This window comes from Oceanisphaera profunda, from assembly GCF_002157895.1.
Lineage (GTDB): Bacteria > Pseudomonadota > Gammaproteobacteria > Enterobacterales > Aeromonadaceae > Oceanimonas > Oceanimonas profunda.
Genome location: NZ_CP021377.1, coordinates 468,852 through 489,276 on the forward strand (window position 1 = coordinate 468,852; position 20,425 = coordinate 489,276).

Annotated in this window: 15 protein-coding genes and 1 pseudogene; 7 read left to right on the forward strand and 9 right to left on the reverse strand. The window is 51.9% G+C overall.

Going from position 1 to position 20,425, the window contains the following annotated elements; translation table 11 throughout:
• Positions 1-380: 380 nt before the first annotated feature.
• The 6 genes and pseudogenes from fbp to CBP31_RS02060 form a co-directional block, all read right to left on the reverse strand.
• Positions 381-1,400, reverse strand: coding sequence for a class 1 fructose-bisphosphatase (fbp, locus tag CBP31_RS02035; protein ID WP_174664620.1), 1,020 nt, complete (start codon positions 1,398-1,400; stop codon positions 381-383).
• A 123-nt stretch (positions 1,401-1,523) separates the two neighbouring features.
• A complete protein-coding gene (gene kdsB, locus CBP31_RS02040) occupies positions 1,524-2,279 on the reverse strand; it encodes a 3-deoxy-manno-octulosonate cytidylyltransferase (RefSeq protein WP_087034642.1) in 756 nt (251 codons plus the stop codon).
• Positions 2,276-2,464: a Trm112 family protein gene (locus CBP31_RS02045; protein WP_087034643.1), complete on the reverse strand. Its 189-nt coding sequence runs from the start codon at positions 2,462-2,464 to the stop codon at positions 2,276-2,278. The genes kdsB and CBP31_RS02045 overlap by 4 nt, the downstream gene beginning before the upstream one ends.
• Positions 2,454-3,448, reverse strand: a pseudogene (gene lpxK, locus CBP31_RS02050) (tetraacyldisaccharide 4'-kinase). The gene CBP31_RS02045 and the pseudogene lpxK overlap by 11 nt, the downstream one beginning before the upstream one ends.
• Positions 3,448-5,199: a lipid A ABC transporter ATP-binding protein/permease MsbA gene (msbA, locus tag CBP31_RS02055; protein ID WP_087034644.1), complete on the reverse strand. Its 1,752-nt coding sequence runs from the start codon at positions 5,197-5,199 to the stop codon at positions 3,448-3,450. The pseudogene lpxK and the gene msbA overlap by 1 nt, the downstream one beginning before the upstream one ends.
• Before the next feature lie 27 nt (positions 5,200-5,226).
• Positions 5,227-7,440, reverse strand: a complete 2,214-nt coding sequence (locus CBP31_RS02060; RefSeq protein ID WP_087034645.1) for a DNA internalization-related competence protein ComEC/Rec2 — start codon at positions 7,438-7,440, stop codon at positions 5,227-5,229.
• 27 nt (positions 7,441-7,467) lie between these two features.
• Here CBP31_RS02060 and CBP31_RS02065 point away from each other — a divergent pair, with 27 nt between their 5' ends.
• Entirely contained in the window at positions 7,468-7,980 is a 513-nt protein-coding gene (locus CBP31_RS02065) for a DUF2062 domain-containing protein (RefSeq protein WP_087034646.1), read from the forward strand.
• Complete coding sequence (locus tag CBP31_RS02070; protein WP_227875106.1) at positions 7,980-8,471, forward strand: DUF2062 domain-containing protein; 492 nt, start codon at positions 7,980-7,982, stop codon at positions 8,469-8,471. The genes CBP31_RS02065 and CBP31_RS02070 overlap by 1 nt, the downstream gene beginning before the upstream one ends.
• 622 nt (positions 8,472-9,093) lie before the next feature.
• Here the strand turns inward: CBP31_RS02070 and lolE are convergent.
• The 3 genes from lolE to CBP31_RS02085 are packed head-to-tail and all read right to left on the reverse strand — an operon-like array spanning position 9,094 to position 12,312.
• The gene (lolE, locus tag CBP31_RS02075; protein WP_087034647.1) at positions 9,094-10,335 is read right to left on the reverse strand and encodes a lipoprotein-releasing ABC transporter permease subunit LolE; all 1,242 of its coding nucleotides are present in this window, start codon (positions 10,333-10,335) and stop codon (positions 9,094-9,096) included.
• A complete protein-coding gene (gene lolD, locus CBP31_RS02080) occupies positions 10,335-11,108 on the reverse strand; it encodes a lipoprotein-releasing ABC transporter ATP-binding protein LolD (protein ID WP_087034648.1) in 774 nt (257 codons plus the stop codon). Before lolD ends, lolE begins: the two co-directional genes overlap by 1 nt.
• Positions 11,101-12,312, reverse strand: a complete 1,212-nt coding sequence (locus CBP31_RS02085) for a lipoprotein-releasing ABC transporter permease subunit (RefSeq protein WP_087034649.1) — start codon at positions 12,310-12,312, stop codon at positions 11,101-11,103. The genes lolD and CBP31_RS02085 overlap by 8 nt, the downstream gene beginning before the upstream one ends.
• A 68-nt stretch (positions 12,313-12,380) precedes the next feature.
• On the opposite strand from CBP31_RS02085, the gene CBP31_RS02090 reads away from it, so the two are divergent.
• The 5 genes from CBP31_RS02090 to CBP31_RS02110 all read left to right on the forward strand — a co-directional run bounded on the left by CBP31_RS02090 (position 12,381) and on the right by CBP31_RS02110 (position 20,222).
• A complete protein-coding gene (locus CBP31_RS02090; RefSeq protein ID WP_227875107.1) occupies positions 12,381-12,983 on the forward strand; it encodes a PilZ domain-containing protein in 603 nt (200 codons plus the stop codon).
• Entirely contained in the window at positions 12,983-16,456 is a 3,474-nt protein-coding gene (mfd, locus tag CBP31_RS02095; RefSeq protein WP_087034650.1) for a transcription-repair coupling factor, read from the forward strand. Before CBP31_RS02090 ends, mfd begins: the two co-directional genes overlap by 1 nt.
• A gap of 377 nt (positions 16,457-16,833) precedes the next feature.
• The gene (locus tag CBP31_RS02100) at positions 16,834-18,333 is read left to right on the forward strand and encodes an FAD-dependent oxidoreductase (RefSeq protein WP_087034651.1); all 1,500 of its coding nucleotides are present in this window, start codon (positions 16,834-16,836) and stop codon (positions 18,331-18,333) included.
• A gap of 189 nt (positions 18,334-18,522) precedes the next feature.
• Positions 18,523-18,780, forward strand: coding sequence for a hypothetical protein (locus CBP31_RS02105; protein WP_087034652.1), 258 nt, complete (start codon positions 18,523-18,525; stop codon positions 18,778-18,780).
• 249 nt (positions 18,781-19,029) lie between these two features.
• A protein-coding gene (locus tag CBP31_RS02110) for an IS3 family transposase (RefSeq protein WP_087034653.1) occupies positions 19,030-20,222 on the forward strand; the annotation gives its coding sequence in 2 pieces (ribosomal slippage) (positions 19,030-19,327 and positions 19,327-20,222; 1,194 coding nt in all).
• The last annotated feature ends 203 nt before the right edge of the window (positions 20,223-20,425 follow it).

The following is a 20,425-nucleotide window of genomic DNA, read 5'->3' on the forward strand; positions in this document are numbered from 1 at the left end:
GCGAAGCAGGATGGGTTTAAAGGCCCAGTTTGGCCTTATTGGTAACAAAAAAGCTTTATTCAAAAGCCAACCGTGGCGAACACTCTTTATATACAAACAAGTCCCATACTACAAAACATCTGCATAATTGTTTAACTCGGCGCTAGTGCCCCACGCTCGACCTTAAGCCGTCTTCCTGACGCACGTCAGGATCTTGCCCTTATGCCGTCTTCCTGATGAAAATCAGGATCTGGGTTTTGGTTTTAAGACCAAGAGCGAGATACCGGGGCGAGCCCGGTACGACGGCAAAGCCAGATATGACACCAGCACAAACAAAAACACCGAGCCTGTTAGGGCTCGGTGTTTTATTTTTTGGCTGGGCGCTAGGCGCTAGTTACGGTTTACGCTTTTTCTGCGCTAGAAAATTCGTTCATCAGCTCGCCGGCTTTGTCGACCATGTTAACAGAGCCGACAAAGTACGGGGTGCGCTGGTGTAACTCAGTCGGCTTGATTTCCATGATGCGACGGAAACCATCAGTGGCTTTACCACCGGCTTGCTCGGCCATAAAGGCCAGCGGGTTGCATTCATACAATAAACGCAACTTACCGTTAGGCGAGTTAGTGCCAGACGGGTAAATGTAGATGCCACCTTTGAGCATATTGCGGTGAAAGTCGGACACTAAAGAGCCGATGTAGCGTGAGCTGTATGGGCGCTGCGTGGCATCGTCTTTTTCTTGGCAATACTTCAGGTACTTCTTCACGCCTTCTGGGAAGCGGATGTAGTTACCTTCGTTGATGGAATAGATATATCCCTGCTCAGGAATACGAATATTCTCGTGAGACAAGCAGAACGAGCCCAAGGTAGGATCGTAGGTAAAGCCGTGCACGCCATTACCTGTGGTGTACACCAACATGGTAGAAGAGCCATACACCACGTAGCCGGCGGCCACTTGGTTGATGCCAGGCTGCAGGAAGTCATCCATGGAGACCGGCTGACCCGCTTCAGTCACGCGACGATAGATAGAGAAGATAGTACCCACAGACACGTTCACGTCGATATTTGAAGAACCATCAAGCGGATCCATCAGTACTATGTACTTGGCGTTGCATTGGCGCTCATCATCAAAAGCCACGTAGTGGTCTTCTTCTTCTGAGGCAATACCACAGACTTCGCCACGGGCTTCCAAGGCGGCTTTAAACATGTCGTTGGCGAACACATCTAATTTTTGCTGCACTTCACCCTGTACGTTTTCGCTATTGTTGCTGCCACCAATAATATCGGTGACCAAACCGGCGCGGTTAATTTCGCGGTTTACTATCTTGGCGGCGCGACGGATAGACGATAATAGCGACGACAATTCGCCACTGGCGCTGGGGTAGTCAGCTTGGTTCTTAATGATGTATTCACCCAGGGTAATCATAATATTCCTCAAAGATTTTGATGTGACGTTTAATCGTCATAACAGCGGGGTAAAATACCCCTTTCATTTTTATTACAGATTTTTACAGAATTCGTTAATACAGAAGATGTTACTTTTAGCGCGTTAGCCGACCTGCGCCGCTAACTGCCGGCGTACGGCGTCTAAGTCTGCGGGGGTATCCACACCCGGTTGCGGCCGCTCACAGGCATCCGCAATGGCAATCGATTCCCCATGCCAGAGCACGCGCAGCTGCTCAAGTTTTTCTAATTGCTCAAGGGGGCTGATGGGCAGAGCTAAATAACGGCGGATAAATCCGGCACGGTAGGCATAAATACCAATATGGCGGCGACAATGGCTGAGATCCGGCGCGCCATTGGCCATGCCGTCGCGGTCAAAGGGCAGCAGGGAGCGGCTAAAGTACAAGGCTAAGCCTTGGGCACTTTGCACTACCTTGACCACGTTCGGGTCTTGCAGTTCTTCAAGGGTATCAATGGCGGTAGCCAAGGTGGCCATAGGAGCCGGACTGGCTGCCAATAAGTGGGCCACTTGATCCACCAGTGCCGGCGGCAGCAAGGGTTCGTCACCTTGCACATTGACCACAATATCGTCGGCGCCCAAGCCTAACAGCTCAACCACTTCCGCTAAGCGCTCGGTGCCGGAGTCATGGTGCGGGCTGGTTAAGCACACTTCTACGCCGCAGGGGCGCAGCGCATCAACAATCCGCGCATCGTCCGTGGCCACCACCACTCTTAGTGCACTGCTTTTTTGCGCCTGCTCAACTACCCATTGGATCATGGGTTTGCCATGAATATCGGCCAGCGGTTTACCCGGTAAACGGGTCGAGCTAAATCGAGCCGGAATCACTACCACAAAACTCATGCGGGCAACTCATCGAGGCTTAATTTGCGGGCTTTATTTTCCAGCAATACCGGAATATCTTCGGTAATGGGGTACGCCAAGCGGTCAAAACGACACACTAACTCGTTGTGAGCTCGGTCTAGCTGTAGCTTTCCTTTGCAGATTGGGCAGGCAATAATTTCCACCAATTTTGCATCAATCGCCATGGTGTAGCTCCTTAAGTCGAGTTAAAAGCAGGTGTTCAAAGGCCAGCGGCAACTGCGCATCTACCGGCACATACCAAGTATTGTCATGCCCCCAGGCCATTTCACCGCGTCTTTTTCGGTGATCAGCAAGGGGGCAGATTGTAATGAATGCAGCTGGCTGTTAGCCACGGCTTGATGGTCGCCCAGCGCAATGCGCTGTTCTAGTGTAAAACCCAACTGCTCTAACATGCTAAAAAATCGTGGCGGATGGCCAATGCCCGCCAAGGCATGCACCCGATTCGGCGGCGTGGGCGCAAGTTTATCAGATTCTTCATCAGCGTGGTCGCTCACTGCCACTAATGAACCTGGCGCCAGCGTCATTAAAAATTCATTGCCCTCGGCTGGCCCACCGTTGTTAATAATGGCGTCCACCTGATTTAAGCGCCATTTGCGCTCGCGTAGCGGCCCCATAGGTAATAAATGGCCATTGCCAAAGCGACGCTTACCGTCCACCACCACCAGCTCAATGTCGCGGGCCAAGGCATAGTGCTGCAGGCCGTCGTCGCTGATAATAATGTCTACGCCACAACTCACTAATAAAGCCGCCGCTTCGCCCCGTTTGGGGCTCACAACCAATGGACAACCGGTGCGCTTAACAATTAATACCGGCTCATCACCGGCTACGCTGGCGGCGGTATTATGGGTGACCAACAGCGGATAATGTTCGCTCTTGCCGCCATAACCGCGGCTGATCACGCCGGGATTATAGCCTTGTGCACGCAACCAATGCACCAGCCAAACCACCACCGGTGTTTTACCGTTGCCGCCCACACTTAGGTTGCCGACCACAATTACAGGCACAGGCGCGCGATACACAGGCTTAAGACCAAGCTTAAATAAGGTGCGGCGCAGCGAGCTTATCAACCCAAACAGCACACTTAAGGGTGCCAGTAGCCACAGCCACCAAGCGCCGTTATACCAAGCACTTTCAACCCTAGCTGACATTATTGCTCGCCAAATTGAATGCTTCTAAGTTGGGCATACACGCCTTGTTGGGCCATTAGCTCGGTGTGAGCACCCCGCTCCACCACGCGGCCTTCGTCTATCACCAAGATTTCATCGGCGCTTTCTATGGTTGATAAACGGTGGGCGATGACAATAGCAGTTCTGTCTTTGCGCAATTCATCCAAGGCCGCCTGAATATGGCGCTCAGATTCGGTGTCCAGCGCCGAGGTAGCTTCGTCCAAGATAAGTAACGGCGCATTGCGCAACAAGGCGCGCGCAATGGCGATGCGCTGGCGTTGACCGCCGGATAAACTGGCGCCATTTTCCCCAATCACAGTGTCGTAGCCTTGAGGCAGCTTAGTAATAAATTCATCGGCATAAGCCACTTTGGCCGCCGCTATCACTTGCTCACGGCTGTACTCACCTTCTGCGGCGTAGGCAATATTGTTGGCGATGCTGTCGTTAAATAAATGCACCTGTTGCGAGACCAGCGCAAACTGGCGGCGCAAGTCGCTTAATTTGTACTCACGCAGATCCACGCCATCGAGCAGTATTTCGCCCTGACTAATATCATAAAAGCGCGTTAATAAGCTGGCGATGGTGCTTTTACCTGAGCCAGAACGGCCCACCAAGGCGATAGTTTTGCCGGGCGTTAAGCTAAAGCTGACATCTTTTAGGGCTGGGGCTTCTTTGGTGGGATAAGTAAAGCTCACACCAGCAAACTCCAGATTGCCGGTGGCGCGCGTTAAGCTGCGCGTGCCGGTATCGGTTTCGCCATCGGCATCCAGCAAACCAAACAAGCTTTGGCTGGCGGCAATACCCCGTTGATAAGAAGAGTTAAGTTGGGTCAGGCTCTTTAATGGCCGCATTAGCATCAACATGGCGCCTAATACCGCAATAAAAGTACCGGGGGTAATGTTGTCTTGCATGCCATCAACATTGGCCATAAAAACCAAGGCTGCCAAAGCGGTAGAAGCTATTAATTGTACCAAAGAGGTGCCAGTGGCATTGGTGGCCACCATCTTCATGTTTTGCTGGCGCACCGCATTACTGACCCCATGAAAGCGGTCTGCTTCCACTTTTTGGCCATTAAACATCAATACTTCTTTATGGCCTTTGAGCATTTGCTCGGTACTGCTGGTGATATTACCCATGGCATCTTGCATACCACGGCTTAAGCGGCGAAAGCGCCGACTGATAATGGCGATCATCACGCCGACTATCGGCCCCACGATAAAAAACACCAGTGACAACTGCCAAGAGTAGTAAAACATCATGATGAGCAGGCCAATCACGGTGGCGCCCTCACGCACTAAAGTTACCAAGGTAGAGCTGGCCGCAGAAGACACTTGCGAAGCGTCATACGTCACTTTAGATAATAAGTTGCCACTGTTGTGGCGATCAAAAAAAGCTACCGGCATGGCCATTAACTTGCCAAACACCTGTTGCTGCAAGGAGAGCACCACATGGTTACCTACCCAGGCCATGCAAAAACTGGACATAAAAGAAAACAAGCCTTGGAGAAAAAACATGCCCAAGATAAAAAACGGCATCATCTTTAAGAAAGCGGGGTCTTGACCGGTGAGGCCATCGTCAATCAGGGGTTTTACGGCAGAAATAAAGGCGGTATTCACAGCTGCATAACCCACCATGCCAATAACGGCCATCAACAAACCGAGTTTGCGATCCTTTACATAACCCAATAATCGCTTAAGCACCGGCCATGAAGAAATATGTGCATCTTGGGACATAAGGTCTCTACCTTGAAAAACAAGCGGCTATTCTAACGGTTTAGTGTGCTGCAACCAAGTATTGAGCCGATCATACCAAGCACCGGGTCGCTGATGTTGCACTAAACGCCAGTGTTCGCCGTCTGCTACTAGGTGCACCATGCCTACTTCTCCAGTCGTAAGTTGCGGCACATTTTGACTCTCAAAGCGCGCCAGCACCTCACTTGAGGGAAAACCCCACCGATTACCAAAGCCTGCGGTATGCACCACCCAGTTAGGGTTCACGGCCTGATTAAACGCCAAGGTGGAGGAGCTATTACTACCGTGATGAGGGCTAAGCAAGAGTGCAGCCTGCACGTTTTGTTGGGTCGCCAACAGGCCTTGCTCCGCTTTAGCTTCAATATCGCCGGTTAATAATACCGATATCCGACCATCGGTAATGTGCAGTACGCAGGAGTCATTATTGCTGTGGCCACTTAAGTTCACCGGCCATAACACCCTTAACTTAAGCTCACCCCAGCGTGCTTTTTGGCCAGCCCGACACTGTTGGCCCGCGGGCCATGTCCCCCAACGCTGCCCAATGGGCAAGGTGCGGGCTAAATAATCACGATTACCGCTGTGATCTTGGTCGTTGTGGCTGATCACCACATAATCAAGCTGACTAATCCCTAAATGGCGCAGCAGCGGTAAAATCACCGCATCCGCCATATTAAAGCCCGAAGGAAAGCGATTGCCCGTGTCATAAAGCAACGCCCGCTGGCCTTGAGTCACCAATACCGACAAGCCCTGCCCCACATCCAGCACTCGTACTTCCCATTTAGGTTGAGGTAACAACCATAACGCCAGCAGACTGGCGGGCAATAAAATTAGGCTGCGCGCTTTCGGTAACAACAACAGCGGTAACAGTAATAAGACAAAACCTAACCCCAATTGCGGTGCCGATAACCATACCCAAGGTGATGCCAACTCATTAAGGCCGTGCAGCCCAGCCATCAAGCCATTAAACAACACATCTAATAGCTTAAACACCTCGCCGGCCAAGCTGGGTGCCGGCCATAACAATAAACAGGCCAGCAGCAACAAAGGGATCAGCGCTAAGGTAAACAGCGGGATCAAAACTAAGTTCGCAGGCAGCGATAACCAGCTTAAGCCACCAAATAGCAACATCACCAAGGGCAGCAATAGCACCGTTAAGCCCAACTGCAAGCGCCACAGGCTAGTGCGCTTTTGCCAACCGGCGAGCAACAACAAGGCGGCCACCGCCAGCACAGATAACCAGAAGCCGTGATTAAGCGCCAGCCAAGGATTAACAGCTAACAGCACGCTGACAGTCAACAATAAAATACGCCGACCACTCCAAAAGCGCCCCCAGTCCATAATACTCAGCCAAAAGATCAGCATCATTAACGCCCGCTGAGTGGGCACCGAAAAGCCCGCCAACCAGGCGTAAGCCAAGGCCAGCCCCACGGCTAACAGTACCCCGTAACGCCGCTGGCCCGTCACTCTCTCCAGTACTCTCCCCAGTAACAAGCCTAAACCCGCCACTAAACCTATGTGCAAGCCAGAAATGGCAAACAAATGACTGATGCCTAAGCCCCGCAACATGGCCCAATCATCCATTTCTAAACCGCTTTTATCGCCGACACTGAGCGCCAAAATCCACGCTTGCGCCTTCAAGTCTTGGGTGTGTTGTTGCAAGGCCATCACCCAGCGCGCACGGCGATCCAGGGTAATAGGTATGGTAGTAACGCTAGTCTCAAGCAAACTGCTCACATTGGCCTGCGCCGTTATACCTTGACCTAATAGCCAACGGCTGCGATTAAAAGTGCCGGGATTATGTAAACCATGGGGCAAACGTAACTGAGTAATGGTCTGTAAAGACTGGCCCACCTGAGGCGGTGGCTGCTCGCTTTGCCAACTCAGTAACAGGCGCGGCTCTGGGGAAAGTGCTTGACCATTGAGGTGGCTGAGCCTGACAATCAATTTACTATTTTTATGAGCATGTGATTGCACCGCTTCAACTTGGGCGGCAATGATTTGCGTACGTTCAAACAAAGTGGGATATTGCAGCCAACTTAATTGCCAATGGCTATAACAAAGCGCCCACACAAAGCCGAGCAATAAACACGCCAGCATCGGCCTGCGCCGCCAGCTTATTAAGCTTAAGCAGGCCAGCGGTATCCAATGGTCCCAGCTCGGCAGCCAAGGCCAGATAATGATGCTTGATACGCCTAAGCAAAATGTAAAAAGTCGCTTATCCATCAGGTAAGTATTGCGGACTTAATATAAATGCCAAAAAAGCTGTTAAAACGCCTGATGCCAGATCCGGGCACCATTAAAAATAATAAACATTTAGGGTTGTTAGGGAGTCGGCTTCACGACAATAACTTATGGCACCTTAATCGACACTCAGCCGCCGGCGCTTTTGCCGTGGGGCTGTTTTGTGCTTGGATGCCGATCCCATTTCAAATGGTCGTGGCGGCCATGCTGGCCATGTTCTTTAGGGTCAATTTGCCGCTCTCTGCGGCTTTGGTGTGGCTGACCAACCCCTTGACCATGGGCCCGATGTTTTATTTCGCTTATCGCCTTGGCTCATTTTTACTTAACCGCCCCCATCACTATAAACACTTTGAACTCAGCCTCGCCTGGCTCAGCAATGCCATGACCTCTGTGGCACCGCCATTTTTATTGGGCTGTTTGGTGATGGCGGTAGTGAGTGCCGCTATCGGCTACATGGTGATCCACGGTTTGTGGCGCTGGAATATCGCTAAACGCTGGAAACGCAGAAGGTCTCGCCAATAATGTTAGGTAAATGGCTCAGATCCAAAATGCCCAGCCAAGCAAGCTTGCGTAACAATAAGCTGCTCGGACTATTTGGAGAACGGCTGCTGGAGCCCGACTATTGGCATCACAACCGCCATTCTTCAGCCATTGCCATGGCGGCTGGCTTATTTGCCGTGTGGCTCCCCCTGCCGTTGCACTCTTTTATCGCCATTGGCTTGGCATTAGCGCTGCGTGGTTATCTGCCGCTCGCCATTGCCGTGGTGTGGCTCAGCAACCCGCTCACCATAGCGCCCATGATGTACGGCGCTTATCAATTAGGTGTGCGTATGCTGGGCTTACCGGTGCGCGATTTTACAAATTTGTTAGAACATGATTTTTGGGGCATAGCCCCACCGCTACTGACCGGCGCCTTCACACTGGCCGTGATCTCCGCACTGGCCGGTTGGTTACTCACCCGCCTCTACTGGCGCTGCAAAATCATCCGCGCTTGGCAAGCGAGAAGAAGATAAATACAGCGCCGAGCTAAAGAAAGAGCGAGATCCTGAAACGAGTTCAGGATAACGGCTAAGGGCACAGAGCCAAACAAAGGGCGGTGTTTTGTGTTTCTGCCGCCTTCCTGACGCACGTCAGGATCTCGCCCTTATGCCGTCATCCTGATGAAAATCAGGATCTGGGTTTTGTTTTAAGACCAAGAGCGAGATACCGGGGCAGGCTCAGTATGACAGCAGAGAGCGATGTTTTGTGTTTGTGCCGTCTTCCTGACGCACGTCAGGATCTCGCCCTTATGCCGTCTTCCTGATGAAAATTAGACAAGATACTGCTTCTGTACCCCCTGTTTTATGTAAAGAGTATTCGGCGGGATTTGGCCTTATTGGTAACAAGATAATTTTATTCAAAAGCAAAACCCTGCCGAATAAATTGGCAGCTACAAGGTCAAAACCAAATACAGCACCTACAACGTAAGGTGGTGTTTTTGTAGGCGAACACTTGTTCTCGCATTATGCCGCAGGCGTAAATCATTTAGCCATAAAAAAGCCCCATTCTCGGAATGGGGCTTTTTTGATTTAACTTGGCACTGATTTATTCTTATGTCTTTCTGATGGCTGACAGCTTAACGCTCGGCGCTGTGTCTTAAGCTTCTCCCAGCAGTTGCCTTGGTAGCAGCTTACCGGCGCGCCAAGCGGGATAAATAGTGGCGATAAAAATCAGCGTCAAGGCCGAGCCTGTTACCAGCCATAAATCTGCCCAGTGAAACTCGGTAGGGATAAAATCGATAAAATAGATATCTGGGTTTAAGAATCTATGCCCCGTTATTTTCTCAATTCCGCCGACGATTTCCGATAGCCGCGTGGCAAGCAATAAGCCCACCAGCCCGCCGAGCAGCACGCCGGTAATACCGTTGAGCATGCCTTGCACCACAAAAGCGCCCCGAATTTGCCAGGGTCCCGCGCCCATGGTTTTTAAGATGGCAATGTCGCCCTTCTTCTCGTTAACCGCCATCACCAAGGTGGAGACGATATTAAAACTGGCCACCGCCATCACCAGCAGCAACACCACTATCATCAAGGTGCGCACCAGCTGAATATCGTGATAAATATTGCCTTGGCTTTCCATCCAGCTGCTCACATAAAACGCCACTGGCAGGCCCATGGCCGCATACATGGTGATTTTATCCGCCGCTAATACTTCATCTACCCGAATATGAAAGCCCATCACCGCATCATCCAGCTCCAGCAATTGTTGGGCATCTTGTAGATGGGTATAACCCAGCACGCTGTCCAGCTGGCCGCCTAAACTCAGCACCGCTTGCAGGGTAAAGCTGTGGCGCTTGGGTGAGGCAAAACCATCACCACCGGGAGCTGGCAGCAATAACGACACCGCATCGCCGACCTTGAGCCCTAATTGGTCGACAATGGTTTTACCCAGCACCAAGCCGCGCTCGCCGGGCTTCAGCACGGTTAAGCTGGCGCCATCTAAATAAGGCGCCAAAGTGGAAACTTGCGCTTCAAGCGTGGGATCTACCCCTTGAATGCGCACCGCTTTAAGCTTGGCACCGCGGCTTAATAAGCCCTCTAGCGGCACAAACGGCGACACCGCCACTATGCCTGGCTCATTATTGAGCTGCTCGGCAATGGGCTGCCACTCGGCCACCGGCTCCTTGGCCGTGACCAACTGGCCGTGGGGGATCACCGAAAGAATGCGATTTTCCAGCTCGCGCTCAAAGCCATTCATGGCCGACAAGCCTAAGATCAGCGCGCTAACCCCGATAGCAATGCCCAAGATGGACGCCACCGAGATAAAGGAGATAAAGCGATTGCGGCGTTTGGCACGGCTAAATCGCCAGCCCCAAAACACACTTAACGGACGAAACATTAAGCTTGCTCCTGCTGTGAAATCAGTTTAGCCACCACCAATTGGTCTTTAGTGCGCAACAAGCCTTCATTCGCCCAGCGCCCGTCCACTAACTGGCCATCGACCAAGCGACCGTCTATCAGCTGACATTGGCGATCTAAACGCGCCGCCAAGCCCAAGTCATGAGTCACTACCACTAAGCCAGTGCCCAGCTCGCTTTGCAGCTCAGCTAATAAAGCAAACACCTCAGAGGCACTGTGGGCATCCAGGTTACCGGTGGGCTCATCCGCTAATACCAAGCGCGGCTTATTCACCAAGGCACGGGCAATGGCTACCCGTTGGCGCTCACCGCCGGATAACGCAGAGGGCCTGTGCTCAAGACGATGGCCTAAACCCACGCGCTTCAATAGCTTTTCCGCTTCTGCTTTGGCTTCAGATACCGGGCGGCCGGCAATCAACAGCGGCATGGCGGCGTTTTCAAGCGCGCTAAATTCGCCTAACAGATGATGAAACTGATAGATAAAGCCCATGTGCTGATTACGAAACCGCGCTTGAGCACGCGATCGCATCTGGTGCAGATCATCACCGTCAATCAATACTCGCCCGCTAGTAGGCGCGTCTAAACTGCCCAGCAAATGCAATAAGGTACTCTTACCTGAGCCCGAGCTGCCGACCACGGCTAAGCTTTCGCCTTTGGCTAGCTGCAAGCTCACGCCATCTAGAATGGTGATGGGCTCGGCGCCGTCTACATGAGTTTTGGTTAAATTTTCAACCACTAATAGGGGGTTATTCATAACGCAACGCCTCGGCAGGATGAACGCGTGATGCTCGCCACGCCGGATACAGGCTGGCCAACACGCAAAGAATTAAAGTAGAAAATAAGACGGTTATCAGCTGAGTCGGCAATAACAGCACCGGTAGCTGGCTGCCTCCGGCGGCACCGTAAAAATTAATGCCCAGCACATTGAGCACCGCATCTAAATTGAGGCTCACCAACACGCCCAAGCCAAAGCCCAATAGGCTGCCCAGCACGCCACTAAAGCCGCCTTGGATCATAAACACCGTCATAATGCGCTCGCGACTCATGCCTAACGTTTGCAGCATGGCGATTTCCGCTTCTTTATCGGTCACCACCATCACCATGGCCGACAAAATATTAAAGGCTGCCACCAATACGATCAGCGCCAGCATTAGGCTCATTAAGCGTTTTTCCATGGCTACCGCTTGAAATAACTCGCCACGGCTGTGCTGCCAGGTTTCATATTCAAGCCCATCGGGCAGCGCTGGCAAGGCCGATAACGCAAAGGGGTCGTCTAACCACAAGCGCAAGCCTGATGCTTGATTGGGTGCGTAGCGCAATAAACGGTTGGCATCTGCTAAACGAGTAATGATCAGCTGGTTGTCTACATCGGTGCCGGTGCTAAAAGTACCCACCACGGTAAACAAGCGCTGGCTGGGCACGCGCCCCAGCGGCGTAAAACGGCTGCCCTCAGTCACAGTCACGCGCACCTGATCGCCCGCTTCAACACCTAATGAATAGGCCACGCCCGCCCCCATCACTAATCCATAGGGCAAATATTCAAAGTATTCACGGGTGCGCGGATCAAGGGTTTGTAAGATGCTGTCTTGCCCATTAGCGGGGTCTATGCCATACATCTCCACGCCCGTTAAATGGCGCGGCCCCTGCACCATGGCTTCGGCGCGAATAAAGGGCGCGCTCGCTAGCACGGTTTTATTGTCAGCAAACAGCGTTTGGTATTGCGCGGGATCCGCCAGTTTGCCTTGCGCATCGGTCACTAGGGCATGGGGGATCACGCTTAACAGCCGGTCTTTAAGCTGTTGTTCAAAGCCGTTCATCACCGCCGACACCACAATCAGTGCGGCCACACCGAGCAAAATGCCGATGGTCGAAAAGCCAGATACGAAGGACGCGAAGCTACGTTGGCCTCGTGCGCCTGCATAGCGTAAGCCCAACATTAACGTCAGGGGTTGAAACATGGTCTAATCATCCGTTTTTTAAAGAGTTTTACCTAACCCGCAAGTTGCGGAATAATAAAGGTATGTGAATGGCGCAACAAGAGCAGCGAATGATGGCAGACCCTTATTTCAGCATCGACTACCGAGCACAAGTTAACTTGTGCCCACTGGCGGATGGCGAAACCGTGCCCAACGTCGACACCTTGGAGGCCCAAATTCCGGCGCCATTCAAGCTTATCAGTGAAGTTACCCGCATCGATACCAATAATGCCCGCATGTTACGCAACTTAGACGAACATGCCGGCGATTTGGTCGAGATCATTAACTCGCAATCACGTAAGATCGATTTAGTGCTCAGCTATGTATTAGCCAGCGAAGACGACCCTGCTGAGCGCCATCATACCTTAACCTTAGGCGGCGGCGGTTTTACTTTTATCTCACCTACTCACTGGGCAAACGACAGCATTTTACGCTTTAAGCTGTTTTTACCCGAGCTATCGGTGTCCGTATACGGTTATGGTCAGATTAAGGCGCAGCAAGAGGCTCAAGAGCCTCACCACTATCGCTGTGACTTTACCGCCATTCGCGAGCAAGACCGCGACGCCCTTATTCGTGCCAGCCTGCAATTACAGGCCAAGCAACTTAAAGCCCGCGCCGAACGCCGCGCCCAACAAGACGGCCCCACAACATAATGATCCAGATAGCTAGCCCCACGCCCAGACCTAAAGCCAGCCTTGGGCAACTGCTTGGCAGCAGCTTAAGTCTCGCCATCGCCCAACAGGTGATCCGCGAGCAACAACTGGTGCTGTTGGTGGTGCCGGACACGCCCACCGCACTGCGTTTAGAACAAGAAGTGCGGCACTTGTTGAAACAAGACGAAAGTCAAAAGCAGCCATTGCCGGTGCAGCTGTTCCCAGATTGGGAAACCCTGCCCTACGATCAGTTTTCGCCTCATCAAGATATTATTTCCCAGCGGCTAGAAACCTTATACGGCGTGCCGACCCTTAAGCGTGGCGTGCTGATCGTACCCATTACTACGCTCATGCTGCGCACCCCGCCGCGGGACTGGTTAGAGCAAAACAGCCTGTTATTAAAAACCGGCGATAAATTAGATATGCATGGCCTGCGCTCACGTTTAGAGCGCGCCGGCTATCGAGCCGTGGATCAAGTGCTGACCCACGGCGAATATGCGGCGCGCGGTGCCCTGCTCGACTTGTATCCGATGGGTTCTCGCGAGCCTTTTCGTATCGACTTTTTCGATGATGAAATTGACACCCTGCGCCCCTTTGACCCAGACACCCAGCGCTCTCGTGACACCGTAAGCTCAGTGCGCCTGTTACCGGCGCGAGAATTCCCTACCGATGCACCGGCCATAGAGCGCTTTCGCGGTAATTATCGCGAGCGCTTTGCGCTGCGCAACGAGCCTGAGTCTTTGTATCACAGAGTCAGTCAAAGCCAGTTTCCGGCGGGTATTGAGCATTATTTCCCACTGTTTTTTGAGCACACTCAAACCTTGTTTGACTCACTGCCTGAGTCGTTATTAGTGCTCACCGTGGGCGAGCTATCTACGAGCGCCGATACCTTTTGGCAAGATGTGCAAACTCGCTATGAAGAGCGTCGCTACGACACTATGCGCCCCCTGCTGCCACCGGATGAGCTGTATCTGCAACCGAATGCGGTATTGGCCGAGCTTAATCACTGGCCGCAATTACAACTTAACCAAACGCCAGTATTAGAAAAAGGCGACCGGCTCAATGCCCCCATTAGCCCGCTGCCAGAATTAGAAGTTGAGCATCAAAAAAGCGAACCTTTAAGTCGGTTGCTGTCGTTTTGCAAAGATTTTAAAGGCCGGGTGTTATTTTCGGTCGAAACGGCCGGTAGACGTGAAGCTTTAATTGAGCTATTTGCAGGCTCCGCCATTAAGCCTTGGCCTTATAACAGCCTTAGCGAATTTGCCGAGGGGAAAGATGCCATCGGGCTCTTAGTCGGCCCACTGTCCCAAGGTTTTATCCTGAGTGCCAAAGCCGCGAAAAATAGCATAGCGCTGATTTGCGAAGGCGACTTACTGGGTGGGCGCGTGATTCAGCGCCGCCGCCGTGAAAAGTCCAAGAGCCTAAGCCCAGATACGCTGATTCGTAATCTGGCCGAGCTATCCATTGGCCAGCCGGTGGTGCATTTGGATCACGGCGTGGGCCGCTACACCGGCCTGCAAACGCTGGATGCCGGCGGCTTAAAGTCGGAATACCTAACGCTGGAATACGCCGGCGGCGACAAGCTGTATGTGCCGGTGACCGCGCTGCATTTAGTGGGCCGCTACAGCGGTGCCGATGACCCCACCTTAAATAAGCTGGGTAACGAGACTTGGGCCAAAGCCAAACGCAAAGCCGCGGAAAAAGTGCGAGACGTAGCCGTGGAATTACTGGATGTGTACGCGCGCCGCGCCGCACAACCAGGCCAAGCCATGAGTCACGACAAAGTAGCCTATCGCCAATTCTCGGACTCCTTCCCGTTTGAAGAAACCGACGATCAGCTAATGGCCATTAACGCCGTGCTCACCGACATGACTCAGCCCAAAGCCATGGACCGCTTAGTGTGTGGTGACGTAGGCTTTGGTAAAACCGAAGTGGCGATGCGCGCCGCCTTTGTGGCAGTGCACGACGGCAAGCAAGTGGCGGTATTAGTGCCGACTACCTTGCTGGCGCAACAGCATTACGACAATTTTAGAGACAGATTTGCCAACTGGCCGGTGCGCATCGAGATGATCAGCCGCTTTAAAACCGGCAAAGAGCAAGAGAAAGTCTTGGCCGGCATGGAAGACGGTACCCTAGATATTGTGATCGGGACTCATAAGTTATTAAGCAAAGATATTCGCTTTAAAGACTTAGGCTTATTGGTGGTGGATGAAGAGCACCGCTTTGGGGTGCGCCAAAAAGATCAGATCAAAGCCTTGCGCGCTGACGTGGACATTCTTACGCTCACCGCCACGCCTATTCCGCGCACCTTAAACATGGCCATGGGCGGCATGCGCGACTTGTCGATTATCGCCACGCCCCCGGCCAAGCGCTTAGCGGTAAAAACCTTTGTGCGAGAGTCAGATCCCGCCACCATCCGTGAAGCCATCTTGCGTGAGCTCAAGCGTGGCGGTCAGGTGTATTACCTGTACAACGACGTGCAAACCATCGAGAATACCGCCGAAACACTGGCTACTCTTGTGCCAGAAGCGCGCATTGCCGTGGCCCACGGCCAAATGCGAGAGCGCGAGCTAGAGCGAGTGATGACCGACTTTTACCATCAGCGCTACAACGTATTATTGTGCTCCACCATTATTGAAACCGGTATCGACGTGCCCACTGCCAACACCATTATCATGGACCGCGCAGATAAACTCGGCCTAGCGCAATTGCACCAATTGCGTGGCCGCGTAGGTCGCTCCCATCATCAGGCCTATGCCTATTTGATGACGCCAGATCCTAAGCGCATGACCACGGATGCCAAAAAGCGCCTTGAGGCCATTTCAGCACTAGAGGACTTAGGTGCCGGTTTTGCACTGGCCACTCATGACCTTGAAATTCGCGGTGCCGGCGAACTGCTGGGTGCTGAGCAAAGTGGCCAGATCACCACCATCGGCTTTAGCCTGTATATGGAAATGCTTGAGCAAGCAGTAAAAGCCCTGCAGTCCGGCAAAGAGCCAGCACTGGATCAACTGCTGCGCACCCAAACCGAGATTGAACTGCGGGTACCGGCACTCTTACCAGACGATTATATTCCCGATGTAAACATGCGCTTATCCATGTATAAACGCATTGCCACCGCCGAAGATGATGTGCAGCTTCGCGAGTTACAAGTAGAGCTGATTGACCGCTTTGGTTTATTACCGGAGCCCACCAAAAACTTGGTGGCACTGGCCAGCCTAAAGCTAAAAGCCAATCCGTTAGGCATAGATAAGATCGACGCCAGCGCCAATGGCGGCAACATAACATTTGCCCAAGACGCGCCCATCGACCCCATGTTCTTAGTCGGCCTCTTGCAAAGCCAACCGCGCATCTACAAAATGGAAGGGCCAACTAAGCTACGCTTCGCCATACCCAGCCACGACGCCGCCGCCAGACTCGCGCTGATCAACGACTTATTAACCGAGCTAAGTAAACACCAAACGGCGAGTTAAAAAGACAGAGCATTTTTGCAACGGAAGAACACAGAAGGCGCGGAAAAATTAAGCTGGGATAAGATCGAAAAGGGCCAAAATATTTTATTGGTAAGAACGGACTTAAAACCACGTGCTACCGCTGATGGCTTAAAGCTTTGTCTTAGGTCTTACCATTAAATATCTATTCAGATTTGATCCCTATTTTTCCGTGCTTCTCATAAATAAAGAGGCGTGGATTCCGTTGCTAAATAGTCTTAAGCCTTGGCTTTTATCTTGAACGGATGGCTTATGGCGTACTGCCGTGTTTTAGCTCCCAAGGACGGGACATATTTATCGCCCGCTGCCCGCAATTGTGGGGCGGCGGCGTTTTACTTTGACCGCTTTCTTGAGAATAAATGAACACACACCCTTGTCATGCCGCCATACAACGCCCCCTTACCGTCGGTATTTTAGGGGGCGGCGTAGCCGGTGCTACGGTAGCACTGCGCCTCGCTGATTTAGGCATTAATACGCTGCTGATTGAAGCATCAAACGGCTTGCTCAATGGCCCGCCCATTTGTCACCTGCATGCGGGCGGCAATCTGTATCGCGAAATCAGCGATATTCAGTGCTTAACCTTACTGCGCCAATCCATTGACTCGGTGCGTGCCTATCCGCACAGCATTAATCGCCGCCCGACTGTGATTGCTATTCCGACTTCAGATGGCGGCGATGCTAATGCGCTCTTACCGCGACTCAAGCAAGTAGCCAAAGAGTATCAGCGCTTAGTCACCATGGATCCGGCCAACAAGGTATTGGGTGAGCCAGATGATTACTATCGCTGTTACACCCGCGAGCAGTTTGTAGCGCTGGCCGAAAAGCCATTACCCAAAAAAGCCCAAAGCCACGATGATTGGTTGATCCCATTGGCGCACAATCTTAATCCCGACTCCTTAAAGTTTCCGCTGATCTTGGTGCAAGAATACGGCTGGAGCCTGTTTCGCATGGCGGCCACCGCCACGCTGGCGCTACAAGATTCACCCCATTGCCAGTTACTGCTGAACACCCGCGCCACTGAACTTGAGCAATTGCCCGATGGCTGGCTGATTAATACGACTAGCACCGCTAATGCCAGCACGGCCGACTCGACTCAAACCCACAAAGTGGATTTCTTAGTTAACGCCTGCGGCTTTCGTACCGGCCTTGTAGATGATATGGCGGGTTACCGTCGCCAGCGCTTAGTGGAATACAAGGCCGCTTATGTGGCCCATTGGCAAACCGAGGGCATTTGGCCTGAGGTGATTTTTCACGGCGAGCGCGGCACGCCCAAAGGCATGGCGCAGTTAACGCCCTACCCCAATGGCGTATTTCAATTGCACGGCATGACCGACAACATCACGCTGTTTAAAAACGGCTTAGTGGCCAGCAGCGCTTTAAGTGCCCAGCCGCAATTGCCGCAGCCTTATCAAACACAAATTGACCAAGGCTGGCAGAGCGAAGATGTGACCGCCCGCACCCAAGGCGCTATCGATCACATGGCCCGCATACTACCCGCCTTTACCAGCGCCACCGTGGGCGGCAAGCCACTATTCGGTGCCCAGCAAATTCCAGGCTCAGATCCGTCTCTTCGCGCCGCCGATGTGTCCTTTGAAGGTGCGCACTATGCGCGAGTAGAAATAGTCAAAGCCTCATCGGCCCTGACTGCTGCAGACCGCATAGTGGCGCAATTAGCCAGCCTAGGTTGGTTGAAGTGGAACTGCCTAGAGCAAGTGAGCGAAGAGATAGATCTGACACCACGCCTCTCGCCACAACTGGCGAACACCCGCCAACACAGCGCCAAGCAGGTAGAAGCACTGGCCATCGATCTGGCGTTTGAGCGCGGCTATCCCGAAGCCCTAGCCCTGAATATGGGGTAACGTACGGTAAGGCGTGAAGAACTGTATTTTATATTTATGCCGTCTTCCTGATAAAAATCAGGATCTCGCTTTTCGTTTTCGTCCTAAGTGCGAGGTACCGGTAAAACGGCTAAGAGCCAGAGTTGCAATTAGTTGACGGCTTAACGCTATGTTTACCCCCTTATATTAAATTTTAATAGGAATGTAATTGTGAAAGAGACCTGCCCGTTTTGTGATAAGAAAGTGCTGGCTGGCGCAGTGGAATGTACTAAGTGTGGTGCCCAGCAAGAACGCGCCAGTACCGACTACGCCTTAATCGTGATTATGGGCGGCGCTATGGCCATGGGAGTGGGTGTGAGTTTTTCTCATAACCAAGCCTTAGGCTGGGGAACCATAGCCGTGATCGCCGGCGCCATCTATTTTTTAGTGCTAACCAGAAGAAAGCCCGAGTGGGTGAAGAAAGACTAACTGCAGCGTGAGGCGAAAATACAGCGCCAAGCTAGAGCAAGTAACTAAAACTATTTGCCACGGAACGCACGGGCGTAGTTCATGTGCGAAAAGAGCCAAAGATATTTTATAGTAAGAGCTAAAACAAGGCTGTTAGCCGCCAGCTATCAGCTAAAGACAGACACCGTCCTTGGGCGTATTTAGGCGTCTCCGGTTGGTCTTTTGGAATGACCCCGAATAAGTAGACACTTCTTCAGAGTGAGGAAGTGAATGCAATACCAAACCAAACGTAAATTTAGTAATGAATTTAAGCGGGAAGCCGTTAAACTCTCTGTTTCATCACCTAAAACATTAGCTGAAATCTCCAGTGAGCTGGGGGTGCATCCGAACGTATTAAGCCGTTGGCGTCGAGAGTGGATAATGGACAAATCAGATTCGAAACAGGATAAGCCCGTTAAAAATGAAGGGCCAGATAAAAGCCTGCGTCAGTTAGAGCAAGAGAATAAGCGTCTTAAGAAAAAGCTAGAGCGCGCTGAACTGGAGCTCGATATCTTAAAAAAGCTGGAAGAGTACGCTACCAAGACACGGCGATAAAATTTGCCTTCATCGACCGGTATCGCAGCATGAGCTGGACGGTACTGGTGATGTGTCGCGTACTCCAGGTATCTCGTGCGGGTTTTTATTGTTGGAAGCAGCGCCAACGAGAGCCTTCGGTTCAGGCGGAGCGTCATCGCAGTCTGCTCGCCTTTTTATTGGCTGAAGCTGAACAGCAACATGGTATTGCGGGTTATCGGAAATTGTGGCGCGAAGCGGTTGACCAAGGCTTTGCTTGTGGTAAGAATCAAGTGCAACGCCTATTACAGAGTGTGGGCTATCGTTCTTGTGTTGCGCCTAAGCCTGGGCATCGTAAACATAAGCCAGGCATCACTGCGACGCCGAATCTGTTAAACCGGCAGTTTACGGTTGCAGAAGAGAACCGTGTTTGGGTGTCAGATATAACTCAAATACGCTGTGAAGAAGGCTGGCTCTATCTGGCCGTAATAATCGATCTTGCTACCAGACAGATAGTGGGCAAGGCTCAAGGGCCGGTTAATAGTGCTGAATTAGTGATTAAGGCCTTAAAGCAGGCTTGGAAGAAGCAGAAGCCTGATGGCCGTGAGCTGATGTTCCACTCAGACCAGGGCAGCCAATATCATTGTATGGCGACCATGACGTGGTTGAATAAACGTAAAGTGACTATCAGCATGTCTCGCCGGGGAAACTGCTGGGATAATGCGTGTTCAGAAAGCTTTTTTGCTTTACTGAAAAAGGAATGGACCCGCCGTTTAGGGCTGTTAACTCGTAAAGAGATGGCAGAAGAAATACACTTCTACATCACGCAGTATTACCACAAAGTAAGACAACACACTGCGCTGGGAGGATTAACCCCCAACGCATATGTGCAGCAACTTAATGCTGCTTAAACTGGTGTCTACTTTAGTCGGGCCATTCCATTTTTTCAACTTATGGCTTACAGCTTCAAACTTACCGCTCCCGAAGAGACCTGTTTTTCCTTCACTTTTCCGTGACTCCCACAACAAATAAGCGTGGCAGGTAGGTTTTAGTCACTAAGATCCAAAGCCACTGACTAAGACTATTTCACCCACAGAAAAAGTTCTGAACTCAC

Coding starts and splice junctions, on each gene's coding strand:
- fbp (WP_174664620.1), bottom strand. CDS start 1,400: ATGATTACCCTGGGTGAATACATCATTAAGAACCAAGCTGACTACCCC.
- kdsB (WP_087034642.1), bottom strand. CDS start 2,279: ATGAGTTTTGTGGTAGTGATTCCGGCTCGATTTAGCTCGACCCGTTTA.
- CBP31_RS02045 (WP_087034643.1), bottom strand. CDS start 2,464: ATGGCGATTGATGCAAAATTGGTGGAAATTATTGCCTGCCCAATCTGC.
- msbA (WP_087034644.1), bottom strand. CDS start 5,199: ATGTCCCAAGATGCACATATTTCTTCATGGCCGGTGCTTAAGCGATTA.
- CBP31_RS02060 (WP_087034645.1), bottom strand. CDS start 7,440: ATGGATAAGCGACTTTTTACATTTTGCTTAGGCGTATCAAGCATCATT.
- CBP31_RS02065 (WP_087034646.1), top strand. CDS start 7,468: ATGCCAAAAAAGCTGTTAAAACGCCTGATGCCAGATCCGGGCACCATT.
- CBP31_RS02070 (WP_227875106.1), top strand. CDS start 7,980: ATGTTAGGTAAATGGCTCAGATCCAAAATGCCCAGCCAAGCAAGCTTG.
- lolE (WP_087034647.1), bottom strand. CDS start 10,335: ATGTTTCGTCCGTTAAGTGTGTTTTGGGGCTGGCGATTTAGCCGTGCC.
- lolD (WP_087034648.1), bottom strand. CDS start 11,108: ATGAATAACCCCCTATTAGTGGTTGAAAATTTAACCAAAACTCATGTA.
- CBP31_RS02085 (WP_087034649.1), bottom strand. CDS start 12,312: ATGTTTCAACCCCTGACGTTAATGTTGGGCTTACGCTATGCAGGCGCA.
- CBP31_RS02090 (WP_227875107.1), top strand. CDS start 12,381: ATGGCGCAACAAGAGCAGCGAATGATGGCAGACCCTTATTTCAGCATC.
- mfd (WP_087034650.1), top strand. CDS start 12,983: ATGATCCAGATAGCTAGCCCCACGCCCAGACCTAAAGCCAGCCTTGGG.
- CBP31_RS02100 (WP_087034651.1), top strand. CDS start 16,834: ATGAACACACACCCTTGTCATGCCGCCATACAACGCCCCCTTACCGTC.